Below are 21,854 nucleotides of genomic sequence, written 5' to 3' on the forward strand. Positions count from 1 at the left end.
AAATCATGCCAGGTGTCACCCGACTTTCCGTCCGCAACATCCGCAAGAGCTTCGGTACCCATGAGGTCTTGCGCGGCATTTCCCTCGATGCGCAGGATGGCGATGTGATTTCGCTGCTCGGCGCTTCCGGTTCGGGCAAATCAACTTTCCTTCGCTGCATCAATCTTCTCGAAATTGCCACGGATGGCGAGATCTGGGTGGATGGCGAGCAGATCCGCATGATCCACAAGAATGGCAGGAGCTATCCGGCGAGCCATAAGCAGGTGGATCATATTCGTTCCGAACTCGGCATGGTCTTCCAGAGCTTCAATCTCTGGTCTCATATGACGATCCTGCAGAATGTCATCGAGGGGCCGGTTCATGTCCTGAAACGTCCCCGCGCTGAGTGCATTGCCGAGGCCGAAGTGCTGCTGGAAAAGGTCGGCATTGCCGACAAGCGCCATGCTTATCCCGCCCATCTCTCCGGCGGCCAGCAGCAGCGCGCGGCGATTGCCCGCGCGCTGGCCATGAAGCCGAAGGTCATGCTGTTCGACGAGCCGACCTCGGCGCTTGATCCGGAACTCGTCGGCGAAGTGCTGCGCGTCATGCGCGCCCTTGCCGAAGAAGGCATGACCATGCTGGTCGTCACCCACGAGATGAGCTTCGCCCGCAATGTCTCCAACCGCGTGGTCTTCATGAAGGAAGGGCTTGTCGAAAGCACCGGCACGCCGGACGAGATGTTCGGCGGCGGCGCCTCGCCGGCTTTCCGCCAGTTCATCGGCCATTTCGGAAACGGGCAATGACCGTCACGATCGATAGGCCGCTATCTTGGCGCGACGTCGCACGCGTCGGCGGCGGCGAGCCGCTTTCCCTTTCCGATGCCGCCTGGGATCGCGTTGCCGAGGCGAGCCGCATCGTCGAGCGCATCGTCGAAACGGGCGTGCGCGCCTATGGCGTCAATACCGGTGTCGGTGCGCTTTCCGATACCGTGGTCGATCGCGATTCCCAGAGCCGGCTCTCGCGCAATATCATCCTTAGCCATGCCTGCGGTGTCGGCCCGTTTTTGCCGGCGCGTGAGGTGCGCTCGATCATTGCGGCGCAGATCACCAATTTCGCTCATGGCCATTCCGGCGTGAGGCCCGAAATCGTCAGGCATCTGGCTGCGTTTCTCGAGCATGACTGCATTCCGGAAGTCCCGTCCAAGGGCTCCGCTGGTTATCTCACGCATAACGCCCATGCGGCTCTCGTCCTGATCGGCGAGGGCAGGGCTATCGTGAAGGGCACATCCATGAGCGGTGCCGAGGCACTCGCGGCAATCGGCCTGAGCCCCCTGGTGCTCGGCGCCAAGGAAGGCCTGAGCCTCGTCAACGGCACGGCCTGCGCCACCGGATTGTCGGCGCTTGCTGTCTCCCGTGCCGAACGCCTGCTCGATTGGGCCGATGCCATCGCCGCGCTGACCCTGGAAGCCGCAGGTTGCCAGATGGCGGCTTTCGACGAGAAAGTATTGGCGCTGCGCCCATCGGCTGGCATCGCCAAGGTCGGGCGCAGGCTTCGTAGCCGTCTGCATGGCAGCGGCCTCATTGCTGCCGCTCTCGGACGGCGCACGCAGGATGCCTTGAGCCTGAGATCGGTGCCTCATGCCCATGGCGCAGCCTGGGATGTCTTCGAGCAGACGGCCGATATCGTCGATCAGGAACTGGCTTCAGTCACGGATAATCCAGCCGTTTCGGGTACACCTGAAAAGCCCGTCGTCTCCTCCGAAGCCCATGCCGTTGCCCCCGCCCTCGGCCAGGCGGCCGATAGTCTGGCTATCGCGATCGCGCAGATATCGGCGATGAGCGAGCGGCGGACGGATCGCCTCGTCAATCCGCTGGTCAGCGGCCTGCCGCCGTTCCTTGCGAGCGACGCCGGCAGCCATTCCGGTTTCATGATCGCGCAATATACGGCTGCAGCGCTGAGCAACGACAACCGGCGGCTCGCCGCTCCCGCTTCGCTCGACGGCGGCCTGACCTCCGGCCTGCAGGAAGACTTCCTGGCCCATCCCACGGCGGCGGCCAACAAGCTGCTCGCGATCCTCGATAACGCGGAATACATCCTGGCGATCGAACTGATGGCGGCGGCGCAGGCGCACGATTTTCTCACCTCGCAGGGCACGCGGGCGCCAGGAACCGAGCATATCTATGCGGCCGCTCGTTCCTGCGTGCCCATCTATGGCGACGATCGTCCGCTGAATGCGGATATGGAAGCCTTACGAGGCATGATCGCCAAGATCGCGCCGCCTGCGGAAGATGAAACTGGAGCATGAAATGACTGCGGAATTCGACCTTGCCGTCGTCGGCCTCGGCGCAATGGGAAGTGCGGCCTTGTCTTTCGCCGCAGCGCGCGGCGCAAAGGCGATCGGGATCGAGGCACATTTCCCCGCTCATTCCCTCAGCTCCTCGCATGGCGACAGCCGCCTGATCCGCCTCGGCTACTTCGAAGATCCGTCCTATGTGCCGCTGCTGGAGCGTGCCTATCAAAACTGGCGCGCGCTGGAGGCGAGGCTGCGGGCCGAGATTCTGACTGTTACGGGCGTCCTGCAGATCGGCACGCCCGACAGCAAGATCGTCAGCGGCACGCGCGCCTCCTGTGACATGCATGGGTTGCCGTACGAAGTACTCGACCGCGACGCCATGAACCGTCGTTTTCCGGCTTTTACGTTGGAAAAAGGGGAGGTCGGCGTGCTCGATCCGCAGGGCGGCTATGTCAGGCCTGAAGCGGCGATCATGGGCTATTTGAAGCTTGCGGCGGAAGATGGTGCTGTTTTGCATTTCGGCGAGCGCGTTGTCGCGATCGATCCTGATGGTACGGGTGTCACCGTCGTTTCCTCGACAGGGCGATATCGCGCCCGCAAGGTAATCGTCGCAACGGGCGCATGGATCGCCGAGCTCGTGCCGCAGCTGAAGGCGCATGCTCAGCCGATCCGGCAGGTGGTCGCGTGGTATCAGCCCAAGGATGGCTTCGTTGCCGAGCCGCAGCGCATGCCCTGCTTCCTGCGGGATGAAGGCGCCGAAGGCTCCTATTTCGGCTTTCCGGCGATCGGCGTCGATGGCGTGAAAATCGGCCGCCATGCCCATTTCCGGGAGCCGATCGATCCGTCCATACCCAATCCGCCGGTCAATGACGCCGACACCGATCTGCTCGACCGCTTCGCCCGCAAGCGCTTGCCGAATGCTGCCTCGTTTCGCGTGCGGGCGACCACCTGCCGCTACACCATGCTGCCGAGCGAGGATTTTCTTATCGATCAAATGCCGGGACAGCCGAATGTGGTGGTCTCGTCGGCCTGTTCCGGCCACGGCTTCAAATTTACGAGCGTGATCGGCGAGATTCTCGCCGATCTGGCGCTCCAAGGCGGAAGTGCATTGCCGACCGCGCTGTTCTCTTTTGAGAAGCATTTTGGCGGTCTGGAAGCATAGGCCACCAATCTCGCGGGCAATTCAGCCGATCGTCATGCGTCGCAGCACGTCCGATCGGAAATAGAAGTGTTGGACGAGCGCGCCGAGGATGTGAAGGACGACGACGATCCAGAGCAGGGACTTGATCGGTCCGCCATGAACGAATGCCGCCGTATCGATCCCCAGATAGTAGGCTGCCATACCCGACAGCGGCATCGCAAAGATCAGCACATAGAGCAGGACATGTGTCAGCTGCGCAAGGTAGTGCAGGAAGGCAGGCTGGCCATCCGGCGTAGCGGGGACATGGGATGAAAATCTGACTGCAAGGCGCAGGACGGCGAGCAACAGGACAGCAATGCCGGCATAGGCGTGGATATTGGCGCTGGCAATATCGGCTGATGAGGGCGTCTGGCCGTTGCGGATCAGACGCCGCCACGCGTTCATCCCGTCAGGAAACAAGAGATTGAAAAAGATCAGCAGCGCCATGAGCCAGTGAAGGATGCGTTGCGGAATGGAATAGGCAGCTCTGGCAGGCATTGGCTCTCCTTAGATTGAAACTGTTCTAAAGATAGAACGTGATCCTAACGAGAACCTGAACGCCACGGAGAGCTTGTCGGGCCGTCGGGTGGTGGTGAGCTGGGGACCTTCCACTGGAGCATTTCCGCTTTTCTTCGAATTGCGAAAACGCTCTATCTCCTTGTTTGTTTATGCATTCCGGACGGAAAACCGCGGCGCACTTTTCCTGGAGTACCCTAGCATTTCAACGGAGCCCCGACGGCCCATTCAGGCCTCCGGGGCTCCGCGCTGTCAGCTCAGCACCGCACGCGGTTCGAGGAAGGATTCCAGGCCATAGGTGCCGAATTCGCGGCCGATACCCGATTGCTTGAACCCGCCGAAGGGCGCAAGCGGCTCGTGCGGTGCGCCGTTGATGACGACCCGGCCGGCTTCGATGCGCTCGGCGAGCCGCTTTGCCCTGGCGATATCGGACGAGAAGACATAGGCCTGCAGGCCATAGGCTGTATCGTTGGCGATTTCGAGCGCATGTGCCTCATCGCGATAGGGAATGACGCAAAGCACTGGCCCGAAAATCTCCTCGCGGGCGATCCTCATATCGTTGTTGACGCCGGAGAAGATCGTCGGGCGAACGAACCAGCCGCGATCGAGCCCTTCAGGACGGCCTTCACCGCCGACGATCAGCCCTGCACCCTCCTCCTGGCCGAGGCGGATATAGGATTGGACGCGATCCCATTGCTTCTGGCTGACCATCGGGCCGATTTTGACGGCAGGATCGCTTGCATCACCCACCTTGAGCGTCGCGACGGCTTGGATAAGTCGGTCATGGATCTCCGCCAGCCGGCTTTCCGGCGCGAGAATGCGGGTGCCGGCAATGCAGGCCTGGCCGCTATTGGCAAAGCCGGCAGCCAATACCTGCGGGATGGCGGTATTAAGGTCGGCATCGTCCAGAATGATGTTCGGGCTCTTGCCGCCGAGCTCGAGCGTCACGCGCTTCAAAGTCACTGAGGCCGCCTGGAGGATCGCCCGACCCGTCACCGTCGAGCCGGTGAAACTGATCTTGGCGATGTCGCGATGGCTGCTGAGGGCGGCGCCGACCACATGGCCGTATCCGTTGACGATGTTGAAAACGCCTTTCGGCAGGCCGGCGGCGTGCAGGCATTCGGTGATGAGCTGCGTCTGGATCGCGCTCATTTCCGACGGCTTGATTACCATGGTCGTGCCCGCGGCAATGGCGGTGGCAAGTTTACTGCAGATGAAGCCGTAATTGCTGTTCCACGGCGTGATGGCGGCTGCCACGCCGGCAGGGCGCATTTCGATTTCCGCATGGCCGATGCGACGACGAAATTCATAATTGTCGAGCGTCTTGGCCATGTGGAGAAACGCCGTGGCGGCGTGCGGCACCGAAAAGCCGATGAAGGATGCCGGCGCGCCATATTCCTCGCGCATGGCGTCGGTGAGATCGGAGGCTCTGGCCTCGACCGCATCGTGCAGGCTGTGCAGCATGGCGACGCGCTCGGCCTTCGAGCTTTGCGACTGGCTCGCAAATGCTGCCTTGGCAGCGCTGACGGCATTGTCGACATCCTCCTCGTCGCCAAGGCGAACGGTGCCGATTTGCTCTTCCGTGGCTGGATTGAAAAGAGGGGCTTCTTCCGTGCCATGGGGCTGAACGAAGCTGCCGTTGATATAGATCGTGTCGATAGTGCGCATGAACATCTCCTTTATCTTCACCAGAGAGGTAAGATGCGCTATTTGATCGGTCTAGCAGGACAAAGCGGAACAGGCTGATAAGGAAAATCGCGCAATGAAGGCAAGCCTGACGGAGCTCGAAGCGATCGCCGCGGTTGCCCGCCACGGCGGCTTTCGCGCCGCCGCCCGTGAACTCGGCATGTCCTCCTCGGCGCTCAGCCACGCGGTCGCCACGCTGGAGGAGCGTCTGTCCGTGCGGATTTTCAACAGGACAACGCGCAGCGTGACATTGTCCGAGGCTGGTGAGCGCTTGGTGGCGGAAATCGCGCCGGCGCTTGCCGTGATCGATAGGGCCATCGAGAATGCCGGCGTGTCGTCGGAATCGGTGTCCGGCACGCTGCGGCTCAACATGGCACCCGGTGCGGCGCGCATGCTGCTGGTTCCTCTTATCCTCGAATATGGGCGGCGCCACCCGAACGTGGATATTGAAATCGTCACCGACAATGCCTTGGTCGATGTCATTGGTAAGGGCTTCGATGCCGGCATCCGGCTTGCCGAGGCCGTTCCGACGGATATGATCGCAATATCAATCGCTCCGACGCTGCGCTCGCTCGTCGTCGGCTCACCTGCCTATTTCAGCGACAGGCCGCGCCCGCTCGTTCCCGGTGATCTCCTGCAGCATTCGTGCATCCGTGCGCGTATGGCAAACGGCAGGCTCTATCGCTGGGAATTCGAGCGGCATGGTCAGGCCATGCTGATCGACGCGCCGGGAAGCCTCATCCTCGATGCTTCCGACCTGATGTTGAGCGCTGCCCTCGCTGGGGCGGGGCTTGCCTATATCAGCGAAGCGTCCATTGCCGAGCACATAGCGGCGGGCAAGCTGATTTCCGTGCTGGAGGATTGGAGCCCACCCTATCCGGGGCTCAGCCTGTATTTTGCCCAGCGCCGCCAGATGCCGGCCCGATTGCGGGCCTTGATCGATCTGATCCGCGAGCAGAATGCGTCCCGCTGATCGCCGGATCCCTGACAAAGGCAAGCAGCGGCCTCATTGATGAGGCCGCCGCCGGTTTGTCGTTACTTGCCGGCGTCCTTGGCTGCCTTCTCGATCACGGCGGCAACCTTTTCCGGCTGCGACGCGAAGACGGCGTGGCTTGCCTTGATTTCGGTCACGTCGCTGCCGGCGCGCTTTGCCATGTCGCGCTCAAGCTCGGGGTTGATGGAGCGGTCGTTGGTTGCAACAATGGCCCAGCTCTTCTTCGCCCGCCAGGCCGGATCGCCGACCTTGGCGGTAAAGGCGGCCTTCGCGGCGAAGACCTGAGATTTCGCCATGAAAGCGGCCTCGTCCTTCGGCAGGTCGGCTGCAAAGTCCGCCGCGAAGGCCGCTGGATCGAGATAAAGATATTGGCCGTCCTTGGTTTCCCGGATGTTCATGCCGCCCGCCGGCTTGGAGCTTGCGAGGCTGATCAGGCTTTCGCCCTTGTCCGGCTGAAACGCGGCGACATAGACGAGACCTGCGACATCCGGGCGATTGCCCGCCTCGGTGATGACCATGCCGCCATAGCTGTGGCCGATGAGCAGGCTCGGGCCGTTCTGAAGGTCGAGCACGCGGTTGGTGGCGGCGACATCGTCGGCAAGCGAGGTGATGGGTTCCTGCACGACCGTGACCTTGAAGCCGTCCTTTTCAAGGATCTCGGCGGTCTTGCGCCATCCCGAACCGTCGGCAAGGGCGCCGTGGACGATAACGATGTTCTTGATCTCGGCTGCCTGTGCAGTAAAGGCAAAGGTGCTTGCGGCAAGGCCGAGAGCGATGATGGAGAGAAAGCGGGTCTTCATGGGGTAACTCCTGTCAGTTGAGGTTCATGCTTGGGGGTGAGAGGGGATTTCAGCCGAAAGTGAAGGCATACGCCTGAACGCCGGGATCAAGAAAATGGATCTCGAAGTTACGTGCGGTGACGTCACCGGATTGACGGACCAACTGGTAGAGCTTGGTTTCGGTCACGGTGCCATTGCCGCCGGCGTCGATATCGGAGCCGTGGTCGGGGCCGGGTATCTTTCCGTCTACCGTCACCTGAAAGCGGATCGGCTTTCCGTCTGCCGAAGGCCCGAGGACGAGGTGCAGGTCGCGGGCGCTGAAGCGGTAGCTGATGCTGCCGCCTGCCTTGTCGAGTGTCGCCTCTTCCGGGCCGATCGTCCATGTGCCTGCCAGTCCCCACTGGTTGAGGGCGGGATCGGCAATCGAATAGTCGGCTGCGGTGTCGGCTTTTACGCCTTCAGGCGAAGCAAAGCCCGTTGCCTGCTTGTAGCCGACATAGGTCTCGCCGGAGCGGATATGGCTAAGATCGGGGCTTGCTTCCGCGCCTTTTGCATCCGGAACGACCGGGCCGCTTTGGGCCATGTTGCTGCCGGCCTCGCGCAGAAGGTCCTGGATCGCCTGTTCGGTCTGGCGATAGTTGCCTTCGCCGAAGTGCTGGTAGCGAACCTGTCCCTTGGCATCGATCAGGTAAAGTGCAGGCCAGTAGTTGTTCTCGAAGGCGCGCCAGATGCGGTAATCGTTGTCGATCGCAACCGGATAGTTGATCTTGAAGTCGGCGATCGCCTGCTTGACGTTGTCGACATTCTTCTCGAAGGCGAATTCGGGGGCATGGACACCGATGACGACGAGGCCCTGATCCTTATACTTTTCCGCCCAGGCACGCACATAGGGAATGGTGCGGATGCAGTTGATGCAGGAATAGGTCCAGAAATCGACGATCACGACCTTGCCGCGAAGCCCGGCCGTCGTCAGCGGCTGAGAGTTCAGCCAGGTGACGGCGCCATCGAGCGAAGGGGCAGGACCTTCGACGGGCAGGTCGCTATGGAAGGGGCGCGTCGCGTCGCTGGCAATCTTCATCGCGTTGTTGCTGGCAACTTCGGTCCCTGGGTTTGCGCTCTTGCTGGGCAGTTTATTCAGCAGGGCCTGCTCGAAGGAGCCGGTGCTGGCATAGGAAAGGCGGGCGAGAAGGCCGGTATCGAGGCCAAGGGCGATCGCAGCAACGCCGGCGAGAACTGCGGCACCGGCAAATTGGCGGATGCGCTCGCTGAGGCCGAGTGATTGCTTCATGCGGGCAAAGATCTTGCCACCGGCAAAGAGTGCAACGGCAAGCGAAGTGGCGGCGCCGGCCCCATAGGCAAGCAGCAGGAATGTCGTCTGCAGATTGGCACCCTTCAAGGCTGCGCCTGTCAGGATGAGCCCGAGGATCGGGCCGGCGCACGGCGCCCAGAGCAGGCCGGTTGCGATGCCGAGCACGAAGGAGCTTCTGACGCTCGCTGTTGCGCGATGCGCGCCGGCGGCGTTCAGGAGATTGTTGCCGAGATCGACCGCCGGCCGGGAGAGAGCGCTGGCGATGCGCGGTGAAATCAAGCTAAGGCCGAAGAGACCCAGCAGAACGATGGCTGCGAGGCGACCATATTCACTGGCGCGGATCGCCCAGGCGCCACCGACCGCAGCAAGCGTTGCGACCATGGCAAAGGTAAGTGCCATGCCTGCAAGCATGGGCAGCGTGCTCCGGACGAAGGGCTGCCCGGCGCGGGCAAAGACGAAGGGGAGGACGGGCAGGATGCACGGACTGAGGATCGTCAGCGCACCGCCGAGATAGGCTATGATGAGAAGCGTCATCGTCTTGTTCCTTTGAAGCGATTGGACCGGCTGCGGACGGCGACATGCCGTGGCCAGCAGTGACGCTATCTGCCGGTGGCGACGTATCCCGAATGTGTCCGATTGGGTGGCAGAATGTACCGAAACGTCGATGTCTCGGGCTTCGATACACTGCGATACAAATCGGATGGGGGTGGCGCGGTTTTCAGCGAGCCCGGCTGTTTGCCGAGGCGTTGCCGCCAGGAGCCGCCAATTGTATCAGACTGTATCCTGGCGGCCGGAAGCTACATAGGCATTCAAAACAAGGCGGTCGGCGACACATCGGCGATACATGCGGCTGGCTTTCTTATGCTCACGATCCAATCGACAGGAGATAGAGATGTCCGAGGAAATCAATCACAACCGCCGCCGCTTCTTTGGTATTGCCGCCGCCGCCGTTGCCGCTGCCGAATTCGGCCTGCCTGCCATCGCCGGTGCGCAAGAAACAAAGGCTTCCACATCGGCCCTGCCGGCGATCAAGGCAGGAAGCCATACGTCCTTCGACGCGCTGAAGCAGATCGATGCCGGCGTGCTCAATGTCGGTTACGCCGAAGCCGGTCCGGCCAACGGCCCGGTCGTCCTGCTGCTCCACGGCTGGCCCTATGATATCTACAGCTTCGTCGATGTCGCGCCGCTTCTTGCCGGCGCCGGCTACCGGGTCATCATTCCCTATCTTCGCGGTTACGGAACCACACGCTTCCTTTCGAGGGACACACCGCGCAATGGTCAGCAGGCAGCCCTTGCCGTCGACATGATTGCGCTGCTCGACGCGCTGAAGATCGAAAAGGTTGTCGTTGCCGGCTACGATTGGGGCGGCCGCACCGCTGACATCATGGCGGCACTTTGGCCCGAGCGTTGCAAGGCGCTGGTGTCGGTCAGCGGCTATCTCATCGGCAGCCAGGAAGTCAACCGCAAGCCGCTGCCGCCGAAGGCGGAGCTCGCATGGTGGTATCAGTTTTATTTCGCAACCGAGCGCGGTCGCCTTGGCTATCAGGAAAACCGCCATGATTTCGCAAAGCTGATCTGGCACACCGCCTCGCCGCAATGGGCTTTCGACGACGCCACTTTCGATCGTTCGGCTGCAGCCTTCGACAATCCCGACCATGTCGACATTGTCATCCATAACTACCGCTGGCGCCTCGATCTCGCCAAAGGCGAGGCAAAGTTCGATGCCTATGAGAAGAAGCTCGCCGCAGGTCCGGTGATTTCGATCCCAACCATCACCATGGAGGGCGATGCCAACGGTGCGCCGCATCCGGAGCCTGCGGCCTATCGCGGCAAGTTCTCGGGCAAGTACGAGCATCGCACCATCACCGGCGGCATTGGCCACAATCTTCCGCAGGAAGCGCCGCAAGCCTTCGCCCAGGCTGTGATAGATGTTGATCGTTTCTAGTTCGGCGGTAGTGTGCGAGTGGGTGCCGGCAAAGCCGGCGCCCGCTGCCGTTGGCGCGACGAGGAACAACTATTCGTAGGTTGGTGCTTACGATGTTGAGCGGGAAATCAAAATGGAGCATATCGACCATATCCTGATCGTGGATGACGATCGGGAGATCCGTGAGCTGGTGTCGAGCTATCTGAAGAAGAACGGCTTGCGGGCGACGACGGCCGCCGATGGCCGGCAGATGCGCAGCTTTCTCGAGGCCAACTCGGTCGATCTGATCGTACTCGACGTGATGATGCCGGGCGATGACGGCCTCGTGCTCTGTCGCGAGCTTCGCGCCGGAAAGCACAAGGCGACGCCCATTCTGATGCTGACGGCGCGCAGCGACGAGATGGACCGCATTCTCGGCCTGGAGATGGGCGCGGACGATTATCTGGCAAAGCCGTTTGCCGCCCGCGAGCTGCTCGCCCGCATCAAGGCGGTTCTTCGGCGTACCCGCATGCTGCCGCCCAACTTGCAGATCAGCGAAGCCGGTCAATTACTAGTCTTCGGCGATTGGCGGCTCGATACGGTCGGCCGTCATTTGCTCGACAAGGATGGAACGGAAATCACGCTCAGCGGTGCCGAATACCGCCTGCTGCGCGTTTTCATCGATCACCCGCAGCGGGTGCTCAATCGCGACCAGCTTCTGAATCTCACCCAGGGCCGCGACGCCGATCTCTTCGATCGCTCCATCGACCTGCTCGTCAGCCGTCTTCGCCAGCGGCTGGGGGATGACGCGCGCGAGCCGATGTATATCAAGACGGTGCGCAGCGAAGGCTATGTCTTCTCCGTGCCGGTGGAAATTGCGGAGCTTCGCCCATGACCGCGGTTGACCTTCCAGGTCACCGGCCGTGGTGGCCGAGCACCCTGCGTGCACGTATTTCGCTGATCCTGCTGGCCGGGCTTGCGATCGCTTACGGTCTGTCGTTCAGCGTGCTCTATATCGAGCGCTACATGTCGGCAAAGGCGGTCATGCTCGGTACGCTGGAAAACGACGTTGCCACCTCTATCGCGGTTCTCGACCGCCTGCCGGCCGATGAGAGGGCGAATTTCGTCGACTGGCTGAGCCGCGGCAACTACAATTTCGAGTTGGGGACGGGCCTGCCTGGTGTGCCCGATACCTCCGCGCATGGCGCGGAGATCGCCGCCAAGATAGAAGAGGCGGTCGGCCATCGCTTTCCCATCCGCATGGAATCGATACCAGGGCCGATCTCGCGGCTGCAGGCACATCTCAATCTGAGCGATGGCAGTCCGCTGACGATCGATGTCACGCCCAAGGGTGTCATGCCGATCGCGGCCTGGCTGCCTTATGTCTTCGTCGTCCAGATGCTGTTGATCGTGCTTTGTACCTGGTTTGCCGTGCGACAGGCGACGCGTCCGCTCGCCGAGCTTGCCGCCGCGGCCGATGCGCTCGATCCCAACAACAAGAGCCCGGCCTTGAGCGACCGAGGGCCGAGCGAAGTGGCGCACGCCGCCAGGGCCTTCAACGCCATGCGGGATCGAATCGCGCATTATCTCGAAGAGCGCGTGCAGATCCTTGCGGCGATCTCGCATGATCTGCAGACGCCGATCACCCGCATGCGCCTGCGCGCCGACATTGCCGACGATTCGCCCGAGAAGACCAAGCTGCTGCAGGATCTCGGCGAGATCGAGCGTCTGGTGCAGGATGGGATTGCCTATGCGCGCAGCGCCCATGGCAATGGCGAGAAGAGCGCACGCATCGATCTTGCCTCCTTCATTGAAAGCATCAGCTACGATTATCAGGACACCGGCAAATCCGTCGAGATTCTTGGCCTCATCCAGGGCACAGCGACGACGAAGCCGCACGCGCTGCGTCGCATCCTCACCAACTTCATTGACAATGCCCTGAAATTCGCCGGTGCGGCGGAAATCGCCGTGGAGCGGCGGGATACGGGCCAGGTTGCGATCACTGTTCTGGATCGCGGTCCCGGCATTCCGCAGGACCAGATAGAGGCAGCCATGCAGCCCTTCTTCCGGCTGGAGCAATCGCGCAACCGCAACACCGGCGGCACCGGGCTTGGTCTGGCGATTGCCCAGCAGCTAGCCCAGACGCTCGGTGGCTCCGTCAGACTCTACAACCGTGAAGGCGGTGGCTTGGCGGCCGAAGTCGTCATTTCCTGATCGGCCTCTTCAAAAGATTTTCGGCCGATTTGTAAGCATTTGTATCCGGCTCGTTGGAGCCTACGCTTTGTAACACTTCCGGCGATTCCCGAAACATGCCGGATACGTCGATCCATCAAAAACAACTCCGTCAACAGACGTTGCCCTCACGACATAGCAGACGGGCAACGCAACAAAGGAGTGTTCCATGACCAAGATCGACAAGGTTCTCTACACCGGCAGGACCCACACCATCGGCGGCCGCGACGGTTTCGCACGCAGCGATGACAACCAGCTGGATGTCAAGCTTTCGCCTCCCGGCAGCGCCCATGCCGGCACCAATCCCGAGCAGCTCTTCGCCGCCGGCTGGTCGGCCTGCTTCATCGGCGCAATGGGTCTTGCCGCTGCCAAGCGCAAGATCAAGCTGCCGGCCGATCTCGCCGTCGATGCCGAAGTGGATCTGGGCACCACGGAAGGTGCCTACTTCCTGCAGGCACGCCTCACCATCAGCATGCCCGACATCGAGCCTGAGCTCGCCCGCACGCTGGTCGAGGAAGCTCACCAGACCTGCCCCTATTCGAAGGCGACTCGCGGCAACATCAATGTCGAGCTGAAGCTCGCTTGAGAATCGCTCAAGCATCGATATTGCGCGCCGCTCTGCAGGGTGCGGCGCGCCGAATCGTTAATTTTTCCGCGTCGAATAATCAGCAAGGCTGCGCCTGCGTTTCGCCTGGAGGATCTCATGAGACCAATCATTCTTCTCCTTGCAGGAGCTGCGATTTTCGCCGCTCCATGCGTCTACGACCCCGGTTCGAGCGAGCCTTCGGCGCTTGCGAGCATCGCCGTTTTATGGGGCGGTTCTGGCTCGAATGGAAGCTCGCGTTAACCACTTGTTAACCATATCAACGGTACACAGGATCAACGATTTATTCACATAGATGACCAAAGTGCTAACAGACGCTCGTTCGATCCGTATCAAGGGCCGCTCTTTTCTTGCGGTCATGCTTTCGCCGGATCTTCCGCTGGACCAGTGGTTGATCAGGCTTGACGACCTCGCAGCCCGTTCGGCCGGCTTCTTTCTGGGGCGGCCGGTCGTGCTCGATATCACCGACCTGCCGATCGACAAGGCACAGCTCAAGGAGCTGATATCAGAGCTTTCGGCCCGCAATGTCAGCATCATGGGCATCGAGGGTGGTCGCCCGTCGATCGCTGGCCCCGGCATGCCGCCGATCCTGAAGGGTGGTCGCCCGGCTGCCGATTTCGAGGTCTCCGAGACCGAGCCGGTCGTCGAGCGCCGCAACAGCGAGCCCAAGGCGCCGCCTCCGGAAGTGCGTGCGGTTACGCAATCCCTGATCATCCGCGAGCCGGTGCGTTCGGGACAGTCGGTGATCTTTCCCGAAGGCGATGTCACAGTCATCGGTTCGGTGGCGTCGGGCGCGGAAGTCATTGCGGGCGGATCGGTCCACATCTATGGCGCCCTGCGCGGCCGCGCCATGGCAGGATCGATCGGCAATGCCTCGGCGCGTATCTTTTGCCGCAAGCTCGAGGCCGAACTGCTGGCGATCGATGGCATCTACAAGATGGCGGAAGACATATCGCCCGACCTCAAGGGGCAGGCCGTTCAGCTCTGGCTGGATGGCGAAACGATCATGGCCGAAAAACTAATCTGAGCCGGAGCCGGCCAAAACAGGAGAGCAAGATGGGCAAGGTAATCGTCGTCACATCAGGCAAGGGCGGAGTTGGAAAGACGACTTCGACGGCCGCACTGGGAGCGGCTCTGGCACAGAGAGGCGAAAAGGTCGTCGTGGTCGATTTCGACGTCGGTTTGCGCAATCTCGATCTGGTCATGGGTGCGGAACGCCGCGTCGTCTACGATCTCGTTAACGTCATTCACGGTGATGCCAAGCTGCCGCAGGCGCTGATCCGCGACAAGCGGCTGGAGACGCTCTTCCTCCTGCCGGCTTCGCAGACCCGCGACAAGGACAATCTGACACCCGAGGGTGTCGAGCGCGTCATCAACGAGCTCAAAACCTATTTCGACTGGGTCATCTGCGACAGCCCGGCCGGTATCGAGCGCGGCGCCACCCTTGCCATGCGCCATGCCGACGTCGCCGTCGTCGTCACCAATCCGGAAGTCTCCTCGGTGCGCGATTCCGACCGTATCATTGGCCTGCTCGATGCCAAGACGCTGAAGGCCGAGCGCGGCGAGCGCATGGAAAAGCATCTGCTGCTGACCCGCTTCGATGCTGGTCGCGCGGAACGCGGCGACATGCTGAAGGTCGACGACGTGCTGGAGATCCTCTCCATTCCGCTGCTCGGCATCATCCCGGAAAGCACTGATGTCCTGCGCGCGTCCAACCTCGGTTCGCCGGTCACGCTTGCCGATGCGCGCTGCGCGCCGTCGCTTGCCTATTTCGACGCCGCACGCCGTCTTGCCGGCGAGCAGGTGCCGATCACCATCCCTGGCGAAAAACGGGGTATCTTCGGCAAGATCTTCGCAAGGAGGGCCGCATGAGCATTTTCGGACTGTTCCGCAAGCAGAGATCTGCACCTATGGCGCGCGAGCGCCTGCAGATCCTCCTTGCCCACGAGCGCGCCTCCGTGGGCTCGGATCTCGTATCCGTGCTGAGGGAGGAAATCCTCGCCGTCATCGCCAAGCATGTGCAGGTCGATCGCGATAAGGTGCAGGTGAAGATGGATCGCGACAAGGACGTCTCCATGCTGGAGATCGATGTCGAGATCCCGCGCGACGCGGCCTTGAAGGCCGCCTGAGGCAAGCCTGGCACTGCGCATGTGTGCGAATGATGCCACATGGTCCTTCCGTGTGGCGGAGCGTCGAAGTTTTTTCGAAGCTTGCCCTTGCAAAGGGTATGATTCGCGATTATCTGCACGCCATCACCTGTATCGATGGCCTGCCGCTGACATTTCCGTGTCGAGCCGGTGTTCGCTGTCCGGGTTAAAAGCAAGGGCGCTCCCCAGAAATGGGTAGAGCGCCCTTTGCTTTTGTCGCGTCCGCAGTGCGGTACTTTTCTTGGTCGATGCGATATGCCAGTTTGCGCCGATCATGCGGGGAGGCGATTGGCTTGGGCGGATTGGACAATCAACGGAATGCCGTGTTCTCATGGCTGCTTGCCAGCATCTTCCTCGCAGTATGCGCCATCGGCGCCCAGGCGGCCGACAAGACGATCTATCTCACATTCGACGACGGCCCCTTGCCGGGAACGAGGAACATTCTTGCCGTGCTGAGCGAGGAAAAGGTTCCGGCGGCCATGTTCATGGTCGGCCTGCATGTCGAAACCATTCCCTCTGGGCGCGATCTGCTTGCCGAAGCCAAGGCCATGTCGCTCGTGACCGTCGGCAACCATAGCTATAGTCACGCCAACAATCGCTACAGGAAATATTACGCCGATACCCAGGCGGTGGTTGCGGATATGCGCCATGCCAACCAGGTGCTCGGCTTGACGCCGGTTGTGCATGCGCGATTGCCGGGCAGGGACGTCTTTCGGCTTCCCACGGTCGCGAGGGAGGATCTCTCCATCAATGTCGCGCAATGGGAGCGCGAGTGGCTGGATTATGAACTGGTCGCGGAAGCGGGCTTCTATCTCTATGGCTGGGATTTCGAGTGGGTGCACAGCGACGACGGCAAGCCTGTCCAATCGGTGGACCACCTCGTCAGCGAAATCGATCATCTCTTCCAATATGGCCGCTTCACGCAACCGGGAAAGATGATCCTGCTGATGCACGACGAAATGTTCCAGGACCAATTCAACGGTCAGGATAATCTGAGGACCTTGATTCGTTCGCTTCGCGAACGTGGCTATGCCTTCGGCGATATCAGAACCTACGCGCCCCCGAACCCCTGAACCCACCTGAGTTTGCTTAGGCCTGTCCCGCCGCGGTTCCCGCCGCAACCGTCAGGATGAAATCGTCCAGTTCCCGTTCCAGGCGGCGTAAGCTCCGGATACTGAAACAGTGGAACGGTCGATGGTTTCAGCCACAGGCCGCTTTTTGCTGTCGGGCGATGGTGCGCAAGGAAGCATCATCCCCAATGATATGCGTTTCAGATTGACTTCGGGATCATGTAGTGCTGCCGCAAAATGGCACAGTCACTTGTGGATTTTAAATCTATGTTTCCCAACTTCCAGTTGGCTTATGGATTGCCGGCCTGAAAATCGATTTGTTGTCGGCGCTGTCGTACTCACCCCTGACGACAGCCGGGAGTCTCGGAGACGGCCCCTCGGCTGCGACCGAGATTCCCGTCAGAGGATACCAATGCCGATCGGCCGGTATTCAAAAAAGAGTGAGAGAGCGGCTTGCAAATATTGGGGTGTCGGAATCCAGCCGTTTGCAATGGTCGTGGATCGGATTGGCGAGGATGCGCCTCACAAAGGTCCGGAATAGGCTTTCCTCGCTGTTTATTCACGTTTTATCATAGAGGCTGACGTCATAGCTGAAGGCTCGAGGAGAGGAGTACTTCAGGCATGTATGAGCGAGGCGCAGGGCACGGCAGATGAGAATTACGACGATTACGAATTGGGCCTACGGCATCACCGTCGTCCTGACCGTGCTGTCTGCCGTCGCGTTCATCCTCTCGGCCCGAAGCGCCATCCAGGAAAGGCAGGCAGTGGAGCAGCACCTGCTGCTGACCAGCATGGGCGAGGAACTTGCGCTCGCAGCCGAGGAGACGACGGACGAGGCTCGTCTCTACGTGATGCGCGGGGAGGCGAGACATCTCGAAGCTTTCACTAGCGACGAGGGCGAGGAGCGGCGGCGCGATGCCGCGCTCAATTCCCTGCGTGGCTCGGGGATTCCCGACGCCGAACTGCAGGTCGTCGGGCAGGTGGCAACCAATGCGGAAGCGCTCGATAAGATCGAGGAAGCGGCAGTAGCCGCCTATACCGGCGGAAATCAGGCAGGTGCGCGCGACGCCCTGTTCGGCCCGGAGCATGAACGCATCCAGACGGCGCTCCTCAGCGGTGTGAGCCAATTTCGCGCCATGGCAACAGCGCGCACGCAAGCGGCTGTGCGCAGTGCACAGGCACGCAGCGATTTGTGGGCCGATGTCGCCAAGGTGATGCTTGCCTTGACTGCGGCGGTGTTTCTCGGCGTGCTTTATTTCATCCTGCGGCGCCGGGTTGCCCTGCCGCTGATCCGCATGACCGGGATCGTCAACCGGTTGGCCAAGCAGGACTACGCCGTCGAAGTGCCGCCCGACCGCCGCCGCGACGAAATCGGCGAGATGAACGACGCCATACAGATCTTTCGTGAGAATGGCCTCGAGCGGAACCGGCTGGACGCCGAACGGAAGCGCGACCTGGAGACGAAGGATCTCATATTACAGATGATGCATCGCCTGCAGGCCTGCTATGCCCAGAACGAACTTGCCGAGGTCGTCGCGTTGTTCGTGCCGCAGATCTTTCCGGGCATCGCCGGATGCCTCTATACGATGAATGAAAGCAGGACGGCGCTGACCGAGGTCAGCCGGTGGCTGGAGCCGGCCCATACCGAACTTTCCTTCGCCGCTTCGGCCTGCTGGGGGCTGCGACGCGGCCGGCCGCATGCCAGCCACGTCGCGGACAATGATATTCCCTGCCAGCATCTGGATGGTTCCGGTGTGCCCGGCCTTTGCGTCCCCTTGACCGCGCTCGGCGAGGCGATCGGCCTGCTTTATTTCGAAGATCGATCCAAGGATGCCGCTGCCGCCGATGCGCCGAGGCTCTACCTCGAACTGATTGCCGAGAATATCGGCCTTGCCATCGCAAACCTGCAGCTGCGTGACAGGCTGATCAATCTCGCCGTGCGCGACGCGCTGACGGGCCTGCTGAACAGGCGCTCCCTGGATGAGATGCTGAACAATCTTTATCGGGATCATTCAGCCCGCACGGTCATCTGCATGATGATCGACATCGATCACTTCAAGCGTTTCAACGATGAGTTCGGCCATGATGCCGGCGACGAAGTGCTGCGTCATGTCGGGCAGATCGTCGCCGATACGGTCGCCGAAACCGGCACGGTCTATCGTTTCGGCGGGGAGGAGCTGACGGTCATCGCCACCGATATGGCCGACGATGCGGGCTTTGCACTTGCCGAGCAACTTCGCGCGCGCATCTTTGCCACGCCGTTTTCCTATCGCGCACGTATTGTCGGACCGCTTTCCGTCTCCGTCGGCATCGCCTCATCCCCGGCATCCGGACCCGCCAAAACACTGATCAACCGCGCGGACGGAGCTTTGCTGAAGGCAAAGCTCGACGGGCGCAACAGGACGGTGGCGGCCTTCATGATGGAGCCGGAGGAAGAATTGAAAAGAGGGTAGGGTTGATCTTAAAGGGCGCATATGGCGTCGAAATCCGGTTTTGCCGCCTTGCCCAATGCGCGCCTCGATTGTAGCTTGAGGCTGGAAATCGCATAAATGGAGGGCTCGGTTTATGGGCATGACGCGGAATGCTTCGGATAGCGAGATCCTGCAGTCGATAGGTTTTGACCCGGCCCTTCACCGCAAGTTTGCGGCCGGCATCGAATCCGGCTTGCTGCGCGATCTGCATGTCGTACTCGCCGCTCGCTCCCAGCAGGTTTTCATGGAGTATTACGGCGTTGGTTCCGATGAAAATTGGGGCACTCCGCTCGACAGCGTCGCATTCGATGCGGATACGCTGCACGATCTCCGCTCGGTGACCAAGAGCATCGTCAGCCTCCTTTACGGCATCGCGCTGGACAAGGGATTGGTGCCGCCGCCGGATGCACCCCTTTACGAGCAATTTCCGGAATATGGTGATCTCGCCGAGGATGCCGTCCGCGCCAGGATCACCATCGGCCATGCGCTGACGATGACGCTGGGGATGGAGTGGGAGGAGGATCGTCCCTACACGGACCCGTTAAACAGCGAAATAGCCATGGAAAACGCGCCGGATCGCTATCGCTTCGTTCTGGGGCGCCCGGTGATCGCGGAGCCGGGAACGCGTTGGATTTATTCCGGCGGCAGCGTCGCGTTGGTCGGCACCATCATCGAGCGGGGCACCGGCAAGCGTTTGCCTGATTTCGCGCAAACCGCCCTCTTCGAGCCGCTGGATATTACAAAGTTCCACTGGTCGTCGGGATATGACGGCGTGGCGTCGGCTGCGTCCGGACTGCGCCTGACGGCGCCCGATTTGCTGAAGATCGGCATGCTGCTTCTGCAAAAGGGCCTGTGGAACGGCCGGAGGATCGTTTCGGAAGAGTGGATCGCGCGATCCCTTACGCCGGCGATTTCGACCGGCGACGGTTTGGACTATGGCATGCTGTGGTTTTGCGGAGAAGCGCCCGCGCCGGCATTTGCCAATCCACGCCCTTGGCGTGCGGGCTTCGGAAACGGTGGTCAAAGGCTCTGGCTGATGCCCGATGCGGGAATTGCCGCCGTTATCTATTCCGGCAAGTACAATGCATGGGATGCTTGGATAACGCCGACCCGCGTGTGGCGCGAGATCATTCTCGCCAACTTTCTGAAGGCCTGAAGAAGTGGTTCCGCCAAAGGACGCGTTTCCCACACTTGAGACCGACCGGCTGCGGCTTCGCGAAGCGAGCATGGACGATCGCGACGACTTCCATGCGCTGATTTCTATTCCGGAGGTCACACGGTTCTCGAATTGGGTCGATGCGCCGAAAATGGCGCAGATCGAGCGCTCCCTGCGATGGATGATCAAAATCTTTCCCAAGGGAGCGGGCTGTCCATGGATCATCGAGGATCGGGCTTCCGGCGATTTGCTCGGGGCCATCCGCTTCAACAGTATCGACCGGCACGCCAGATGTGCCGAGCTCGGATACGAACTGCATCCTTCCGCTTGGGGCAAAGGGCTCATGAGTGAAGCGGCAAGGGCTGTCGTTCGATGCGGCTTCGACGTTTTTTCGCTCAATCGCATCGAAGCCTGGACGCTGCCGGGAAATGCGGCCTCTGATCGGGTTCTTGAAAAGGCGGGGTTCCGGTATGAGGGCACGCTGCGGCAAAAGGCGCGATTCAAAGAGGCCTTTCATGATTTCCGCATGTTCGGCTGCCTGGCAGGCGACCCGCAAAACTAGCCCTTAGTCGGCGCCCCGGCTGGTTTCGCCAGTCAGTGTTGCGGATTGAAAATAATCCCGAGGTGAACGTCCGAGCGAACGCCGGAACATAGCCGAGAAGGCGCTTGGGCTCTCATAGCCACAATCCAGCGCGACATCGAGAATGGCCCGACCCTCCGCGAGCAGGGTGAGAGCCTTCAGCATACGGGCTTGCTGCCGCCACCGGCCGAAGCTCAACCCGGTCTCGCGTTGAAACAGCCGCATAAGCGTCGCCCGGCTCATGTGGAGATCATTTGCGGCTTCTTCGATCGAAATCGTATGTGCGAGATCGCCAAGCACAGTTTCGCAGAAGGCGGCAAGCACCGGATGTTTCGGCAGTGGTAAATTCAGCGGTTGTGCCGGCAGGAAAGCGAGTTCGAGAAGCAGCAGGCGAATGACCGCATCCGCGACCTCCTTGCGATCGGGTTTATCGACGAGGCCGGCGAGCCGCAGGATGAGTTCGCGTAGAAGCGGGGTGACTTCCACCACCATGCAGTCTTTCGGCAGGGTATCTTTGCCGTCGGCGTCGATCAGCAACGAACGAAATTGAATGCTTGTGCGGCTTGCCGTCACATGCTCGAGATGCGGCGGCAGCCAGACCGCGCGGCTCGGCGGCACGACCCAGGTGCCGCTCTCCGTGGTCAAGGAGATCACGCCGCTGACGGCGTAGAGCAATTGCGCCTGGCTATGGCTGTGGCGGGAACTGGTGAAGTGATGATCGTCATATGCGATGACCGCGACGCCTTCAGCGACGTCGGTGCCGTGATACAGATAGGTTTGATCCTTTTGCGACGATGATTGATCCATTCGCGCGAGAATATCAGAGCCTTTAGCGATAACCTAGAGTTCCTTTCAAACAGGATCTCTCCTTCCGTGTCCGTCCTCTCCCACAATCTGCATCGATCAGATCGGCCGCATCTCGCTGCCATCGCATCGCTGCACATGCGGGCGAACA

At 61.1% G+C, this 21,854-nt stretch carries 20 protein-coding genes; 15 read left to right on the top strand and 5 right to left on the bottom strand.

Features of this window, described 5'->3' with window-relative positions; translation table 11 throughout:
- Positions 1 to 5 precede the first annotated feature (5 nt).
- The 3 genes from PH552_RS06925 to solA are packed head-to-tail and all read left to right on the top strand — an operon-like array spanning position 6 to position 3,434.
- Complete coding sequence (locus PH552_RS06925; RefSeq protein WP_112344610.1) at positions 6 to 782, top strand: ABC transporter ATP-binding protein; 777 nt, start codon at positions 6 to 8, stop codon at positions 780 to 782.
- Entirely contained in the window at positions 779 to 2,284 is a 1,506-nt protein-coding gene (locus PH552_RS06930; RefSeq protein WP_113250320.1) for an HAL/PAL/TAL family ammonia-lyase, read from the top strand. The genes PH552_RS06925 and PH552_RS06930 overlap by 4 nt, the downstream gene beginning before the upstream one ends.
- 1 nt (position 2,285) lies before the next feature.
- A complete protein-coding gene (gene solA / locus PH552_RS06935; protein ID WP_113250321.1) occupies positions 2,286 to 3,434 on the top strand; it encodes an N-methyl-L-tryptophan oxidase in 1,149 nt (382 codons plus the stop codon).
- A 21-nt stretch (positions 3,435 to 3,455) separates the two neighbouring features.
- Here solA and PH552_RS06940 read toward each other — a convergent pair whose 3' ends face one another.
- Together PH552_RS06940 and PH552_RS06945 are read right to left on the bottom strand one after the other, a co-directional pair.
- Positions 3,456 to 3,950, bottom strand: coding sequence for a cytochrome b (locus PH552_RS06940; RefSeq protein WP_113250322.1), 495 nt, complete (start codon positions 3,948 to 3,950; stop codon positions 3,456 to 3,458).
- 270 nt (positions 3,951 to 4,220) lie between these two features.
- Positions 4,221 to 5,636, bottom strand: coding sequence for an aldehyde dehydrogenase family protein (locus tag PH552_RS06945; protein ID WP_113250323.1), 1,416 nt, complete (start codon positions 5,634 to 5,636; stop codon positions 4,221 to 4,223).
- Positions 5,637 to 5,730: 94 nt separating this feature from the next.
- Here PH552_RS06945 and PH552_RS06950 point away from each other — a divergent pair, with 94 nt between their 5' ends.
- A complete protein-coding gene (locus PH552_RS06950) occupies positions 5,731 to 6,627 on the top strand; it encodes a LysR family transcriptional regulator (protein ID WP_285165760.1) in 897 nt (298 codons plus the stop codon).
- 62 nt (positions 6,628 to 6,689) lie between these two features.
- Here PH552_RS06950 and PH552_RS06955 read toward each other — a convergent pair whose 3' ends face one another.
- Together PH552_RS06955 and PH552_RS06960 are read right to left on the bottom strand one after the other, a co-directional pair.
- Positions 6,690 to 7,448: an alpha/beta fold hydrolase gene (locus PH552_RS06955; RefSeq protein ID WP_113250325.1), complete on the bottom strand. Its 759-nt coding sequence runs from the start codon at positions 7,446 to 7,448 to the stop codon at positions 6,690 to 6,692.
- A gap of 49 nt (positions 7,449 to 7,497) precedes the next feature.
- Entirely contained in the window at positions 7,498 to 9,270 is a 1,773-nt protein-coding gene (locus PH552_RS06960) for a cytochrome c biogenesis protein DipZ (protein ID WP_285165762.1), read from the bottom strand.
- Positions 9,271 to 9,628: 358 nt separating this feature from the next.
- Between PH552_RS06960 and PH552_RS06965 the strand changes: the two genes are divergently transcribed.
- The 11 genes from PH552_RS06965 (at position 9,629) to PH552_RS07015 (ending at position 20,881) form a co-directional block, all read left to right on the top strand.
- Positions 9,629 to 10,681, top strand: coding sequence for an alpha/beta fold hydrolase (locus PH552_RS06965; protein WP_113250327.1), 1,053 nt, complete (start codon positions 9,629 to 9,631; stop codon positions 10,679 to 10,681).
- A 112-nt stretch (positions 10,682 to 10,793) separates the two neighbouring features.
- On the top strand, positions 10,794 to 11,534 hold the full coding sequence (locus PH552_RS06970) for a response regulator (protein WP_112344619.1): 741 nt from the start codon (positions 10,794 to 10,796) through the stop codon (positions 11,532 to 11,534).
- Entirely contained in the window at positions 11,531 to 12,853 is a 1,323-nt protein-coding gene (locus tag PH552_RS06975) for an ATP-binding protein (RefSeq protein WP_113250328.1), read from the top strand. Before PH552_RS06970 ends, PH552_RS06975 begins: the two co-directional genes overlap by 4 nt.
- A gap of 187 nt (positions 12,854 to 13,040) precedes the next feature.
- The gene (locus PH552_RS06980; protein WP_113250329.1) at positions 13,041 to 13,457 is read left to right on the top strand and encodes an organic hydroperoxide resistance protein; all 417 of its coding nucleotides are present in this window, start codon (positions 13,041 to 13,043) and stop codon (positions 13,455 to 13,457) included.
- Between the two features lie 313 nt (positions 13,458 to 13,770).
- Entirely contained in the window at positions 13,771 to 14,502 is a 732-nt protein-coding gene (gene minC, locus PH552_RS06985; RefSeq protein ID WP_113250330.1) for a septum site-determining protein MinC, read from the top strand.
- A 29-nt stretch (positions 14,503 to 14,531) separates the two neighbouring features.
- Positions 14,532 to 15,347 (top strand): septum site-determining protein MinD, encoded by an 816-nt coding sequence (gene minD, locus PH552_RS06990; protein ID WP_112344624.1) that lies wholly within the window; start codon positions 14,532 to 14,534, stop codon positions 15,345 to 15,347.
- A complete protein-coding gene (gene minE / locus PH552_RS06995; RefSeq protein WP_112344625.1) occupies positions 15,344 to 15,604 on the top strand; it encodes a cell division topological specificity factor MinE in 261 nt (86 codons plus the stop codon). The genes minD and minE overlap by 4 nt, the downstream gene beginning before the upstream one ends.
- Positions 15,605 to 15,915: 311 nt before the next feature.
- A complete protein-coding gene (locus tag PH552_RS07000; protein ID WP_113250331.1) occupies positions 15,916 to 16,695 on the top strand; it encodes a polysaccharide deacetylase family protein in 780 nt (259 codons plus the stop codon).
- 647 nt (positions 16,696 to 17,342) lie between these two features.
- Positions 17,343 to 19,145: a sensor domain-containing diguanylate cyclase gene (locus tag PH552_RS07005; protein ID WP_112344627.1), complete on the top strand. Its 1,803-nt coding sequence runs from the start codon at positions 17,343 to 17,345 to the stop codon at positions 19,143 to 19,145.
- 112 nt (positions 19,146 to 19,257) lie between these two features.
- Positions 19,258 to 20,319, top strand: coding sequence for a serine hydrolase domain-containing protein (locus PH552_RS07010; RefSeq protein WP_285165763.1), 1,062 nt, complete (start codon positions 19,258 to 19,260; stop codon positions 20,317 to 20,319).
- Positions 20,320 to 20,323: 4 nt separating this feature from the next.
- Positions 20,324 to 20,881 (top strand): GNAT family N-acetyltransferase, encoded by a 558-nt coding sequence (locus PH552_RS07015; protein ID WP_285165765.1) that lies wholly within the window; start codon positions 20,324 to 20,326, stop codon positions 20,879 to 20,881.
- Between the two features lie 3 nt (positions 20,882 to 20,884).
- Here the strand turns inward: PH552_RS07015 and PH552_RS07020 are convergent, their stop codons facing one another.
- A complete protein-coding gene (locus PH552_RS07020; RefSeq protein ID WP_285165767.1) occupies positions 20,885 to 21,706 on the bottom strand; it encodes an AraC family transcriptional regulator in 822 nt (273 codons plus the stop codon).
- Positions 21,707 to 21,854: the final 148 nt, after the last annotated feature.

Origin of the sequence: Rhizobium aureum (genome assembly GCF_030182495.1) — a bacterium.
GTDB lineage: Bacteria > Pseudomonadota > Alphaproteobacteria > Rhizobiales > Rhizobiaceae > Rhizobium > Rhizobium tropici_C.

Bases quoted from the DNA above. Each gene is read 5' to 3' on its own strand.
- PH552_RS06925 (WP_112344610.1), top strand. From the start codon at position 6: ATGCCAGGTGTCACCCGACTTTCCGTCCGCAACATCCGCAAGAGCTTC.
- PH552_RS06930 (WP_113250320.1), top strand. From the start codon at position 779: ATGACCGTCACGATCGATAGGCCGCTATCTTGGCGCGACGTCGCACGC.
- solA (WP_113250321.1), top strand. From the start codon at position 2,286: ATGACTGCGGAATTCGACCTTGCCGTCGTCGGCCTCGGCGCAATGGGA.
- PH552_RS06940 (WP_113250322.1), bottom strand. From the start codon at position 3,950: ATGCCTGCCAGAGCTGCCTATTCCATTCCGCAACGCATCCTTCACTGG.
- PH552_RS06945 (WP_113250323.1), bottom strand. From the start codon at position 5,636: ATGCGCACTATCGACACGATCTATATCAACGGCAGCTTCGTTCAGCCC.
- PH552_RS06950 (WP_285165760.1), top strand. From the start codon at position 5,731: ATGAAGGCAAGCCTGACGGAGCTCGAAGCGATCGCCGCGGTTGCCCGC.
- PH552_RS06955 (WP_113250325.1), bottom strand. From the start codon at position 7,448: ATGAAGACCCGCTTTCTCTCCATCATCGCTCTCGGCCTTGCCGCAAGC.
- PH552_RS06960 (WP_285165762.1), bottom strand. From the start codon at position 9,270: ATGACGCTTCTCATCATAGCCTATCTCGGCGGTGCGCTGACGATCCTC.
- PH552_RS06965 (WP_113250327.1), top strand. From the start codon at position 9,629: ATGTCCGAGGAAATCAATCACAACCGCCGCCGCTTCTTTGGTATTGCC.
- PH552_RS06970 (WP_112344619.1), top strand. From the start codon at position 10,794: ATGGAGCATATCGACCATATCCTGATCGTGGATGACGATCGGGAGATC.
- PH552_RS06975 (WP_113250328.1), top strand. From the start codon at position 11,531: ATGACCGCGGTTGACCTTCCAGGTCACCGGCCGTGGTGGCCGAGCACC.
- PH552_RS06980 (WP_113250329.1), top strand. From the start codon at position 13,041: ATGACCAAGATCGACAAGGTTCTCTACACCGGCAGGACCCACACCATC.
- minC (WP_113250330.1), top strand. From the start codon at position 13,771: ATGACCAAAGTGCTAACAGACGCTCGTTCGATCCGTATCAAGGGCCGC.
- minD (WP_112344624.1), top strand. From the start codon at position 14,532: ATGGGCAAGGTAATCGTCGTCACATCAGGCAAGGGCGGAGTTGGAAAG.
- minE (WP_112344625.1), top strand. From the start codon at position 15,344: ATGAGCATTTTCGGACTGTTCCGCAAGCAGAGATCTGCACCTATGGCG.
- PH552_RS07005 (WP_112344627.1), top strand. From the start codon at position 17,343: ATGAGAATTACGACGATTACGAATTGGGCCTACGGCATCACCGTCGTC.
- PH552_RS07010 (WP_285165763.1), top strand. From the start codon at position 19,258: ATGGGCATGACGCGGAATGCTTCGGATAGCGAGATCCTGCAGTCGATA.
- PH552_RS07020 (WP_285165767.1), bottom strand. From the start codon at position 21,706: ATGGATCAATCATCGTCGCAAAAGGATCAAACCTATCTGTATCACGGC.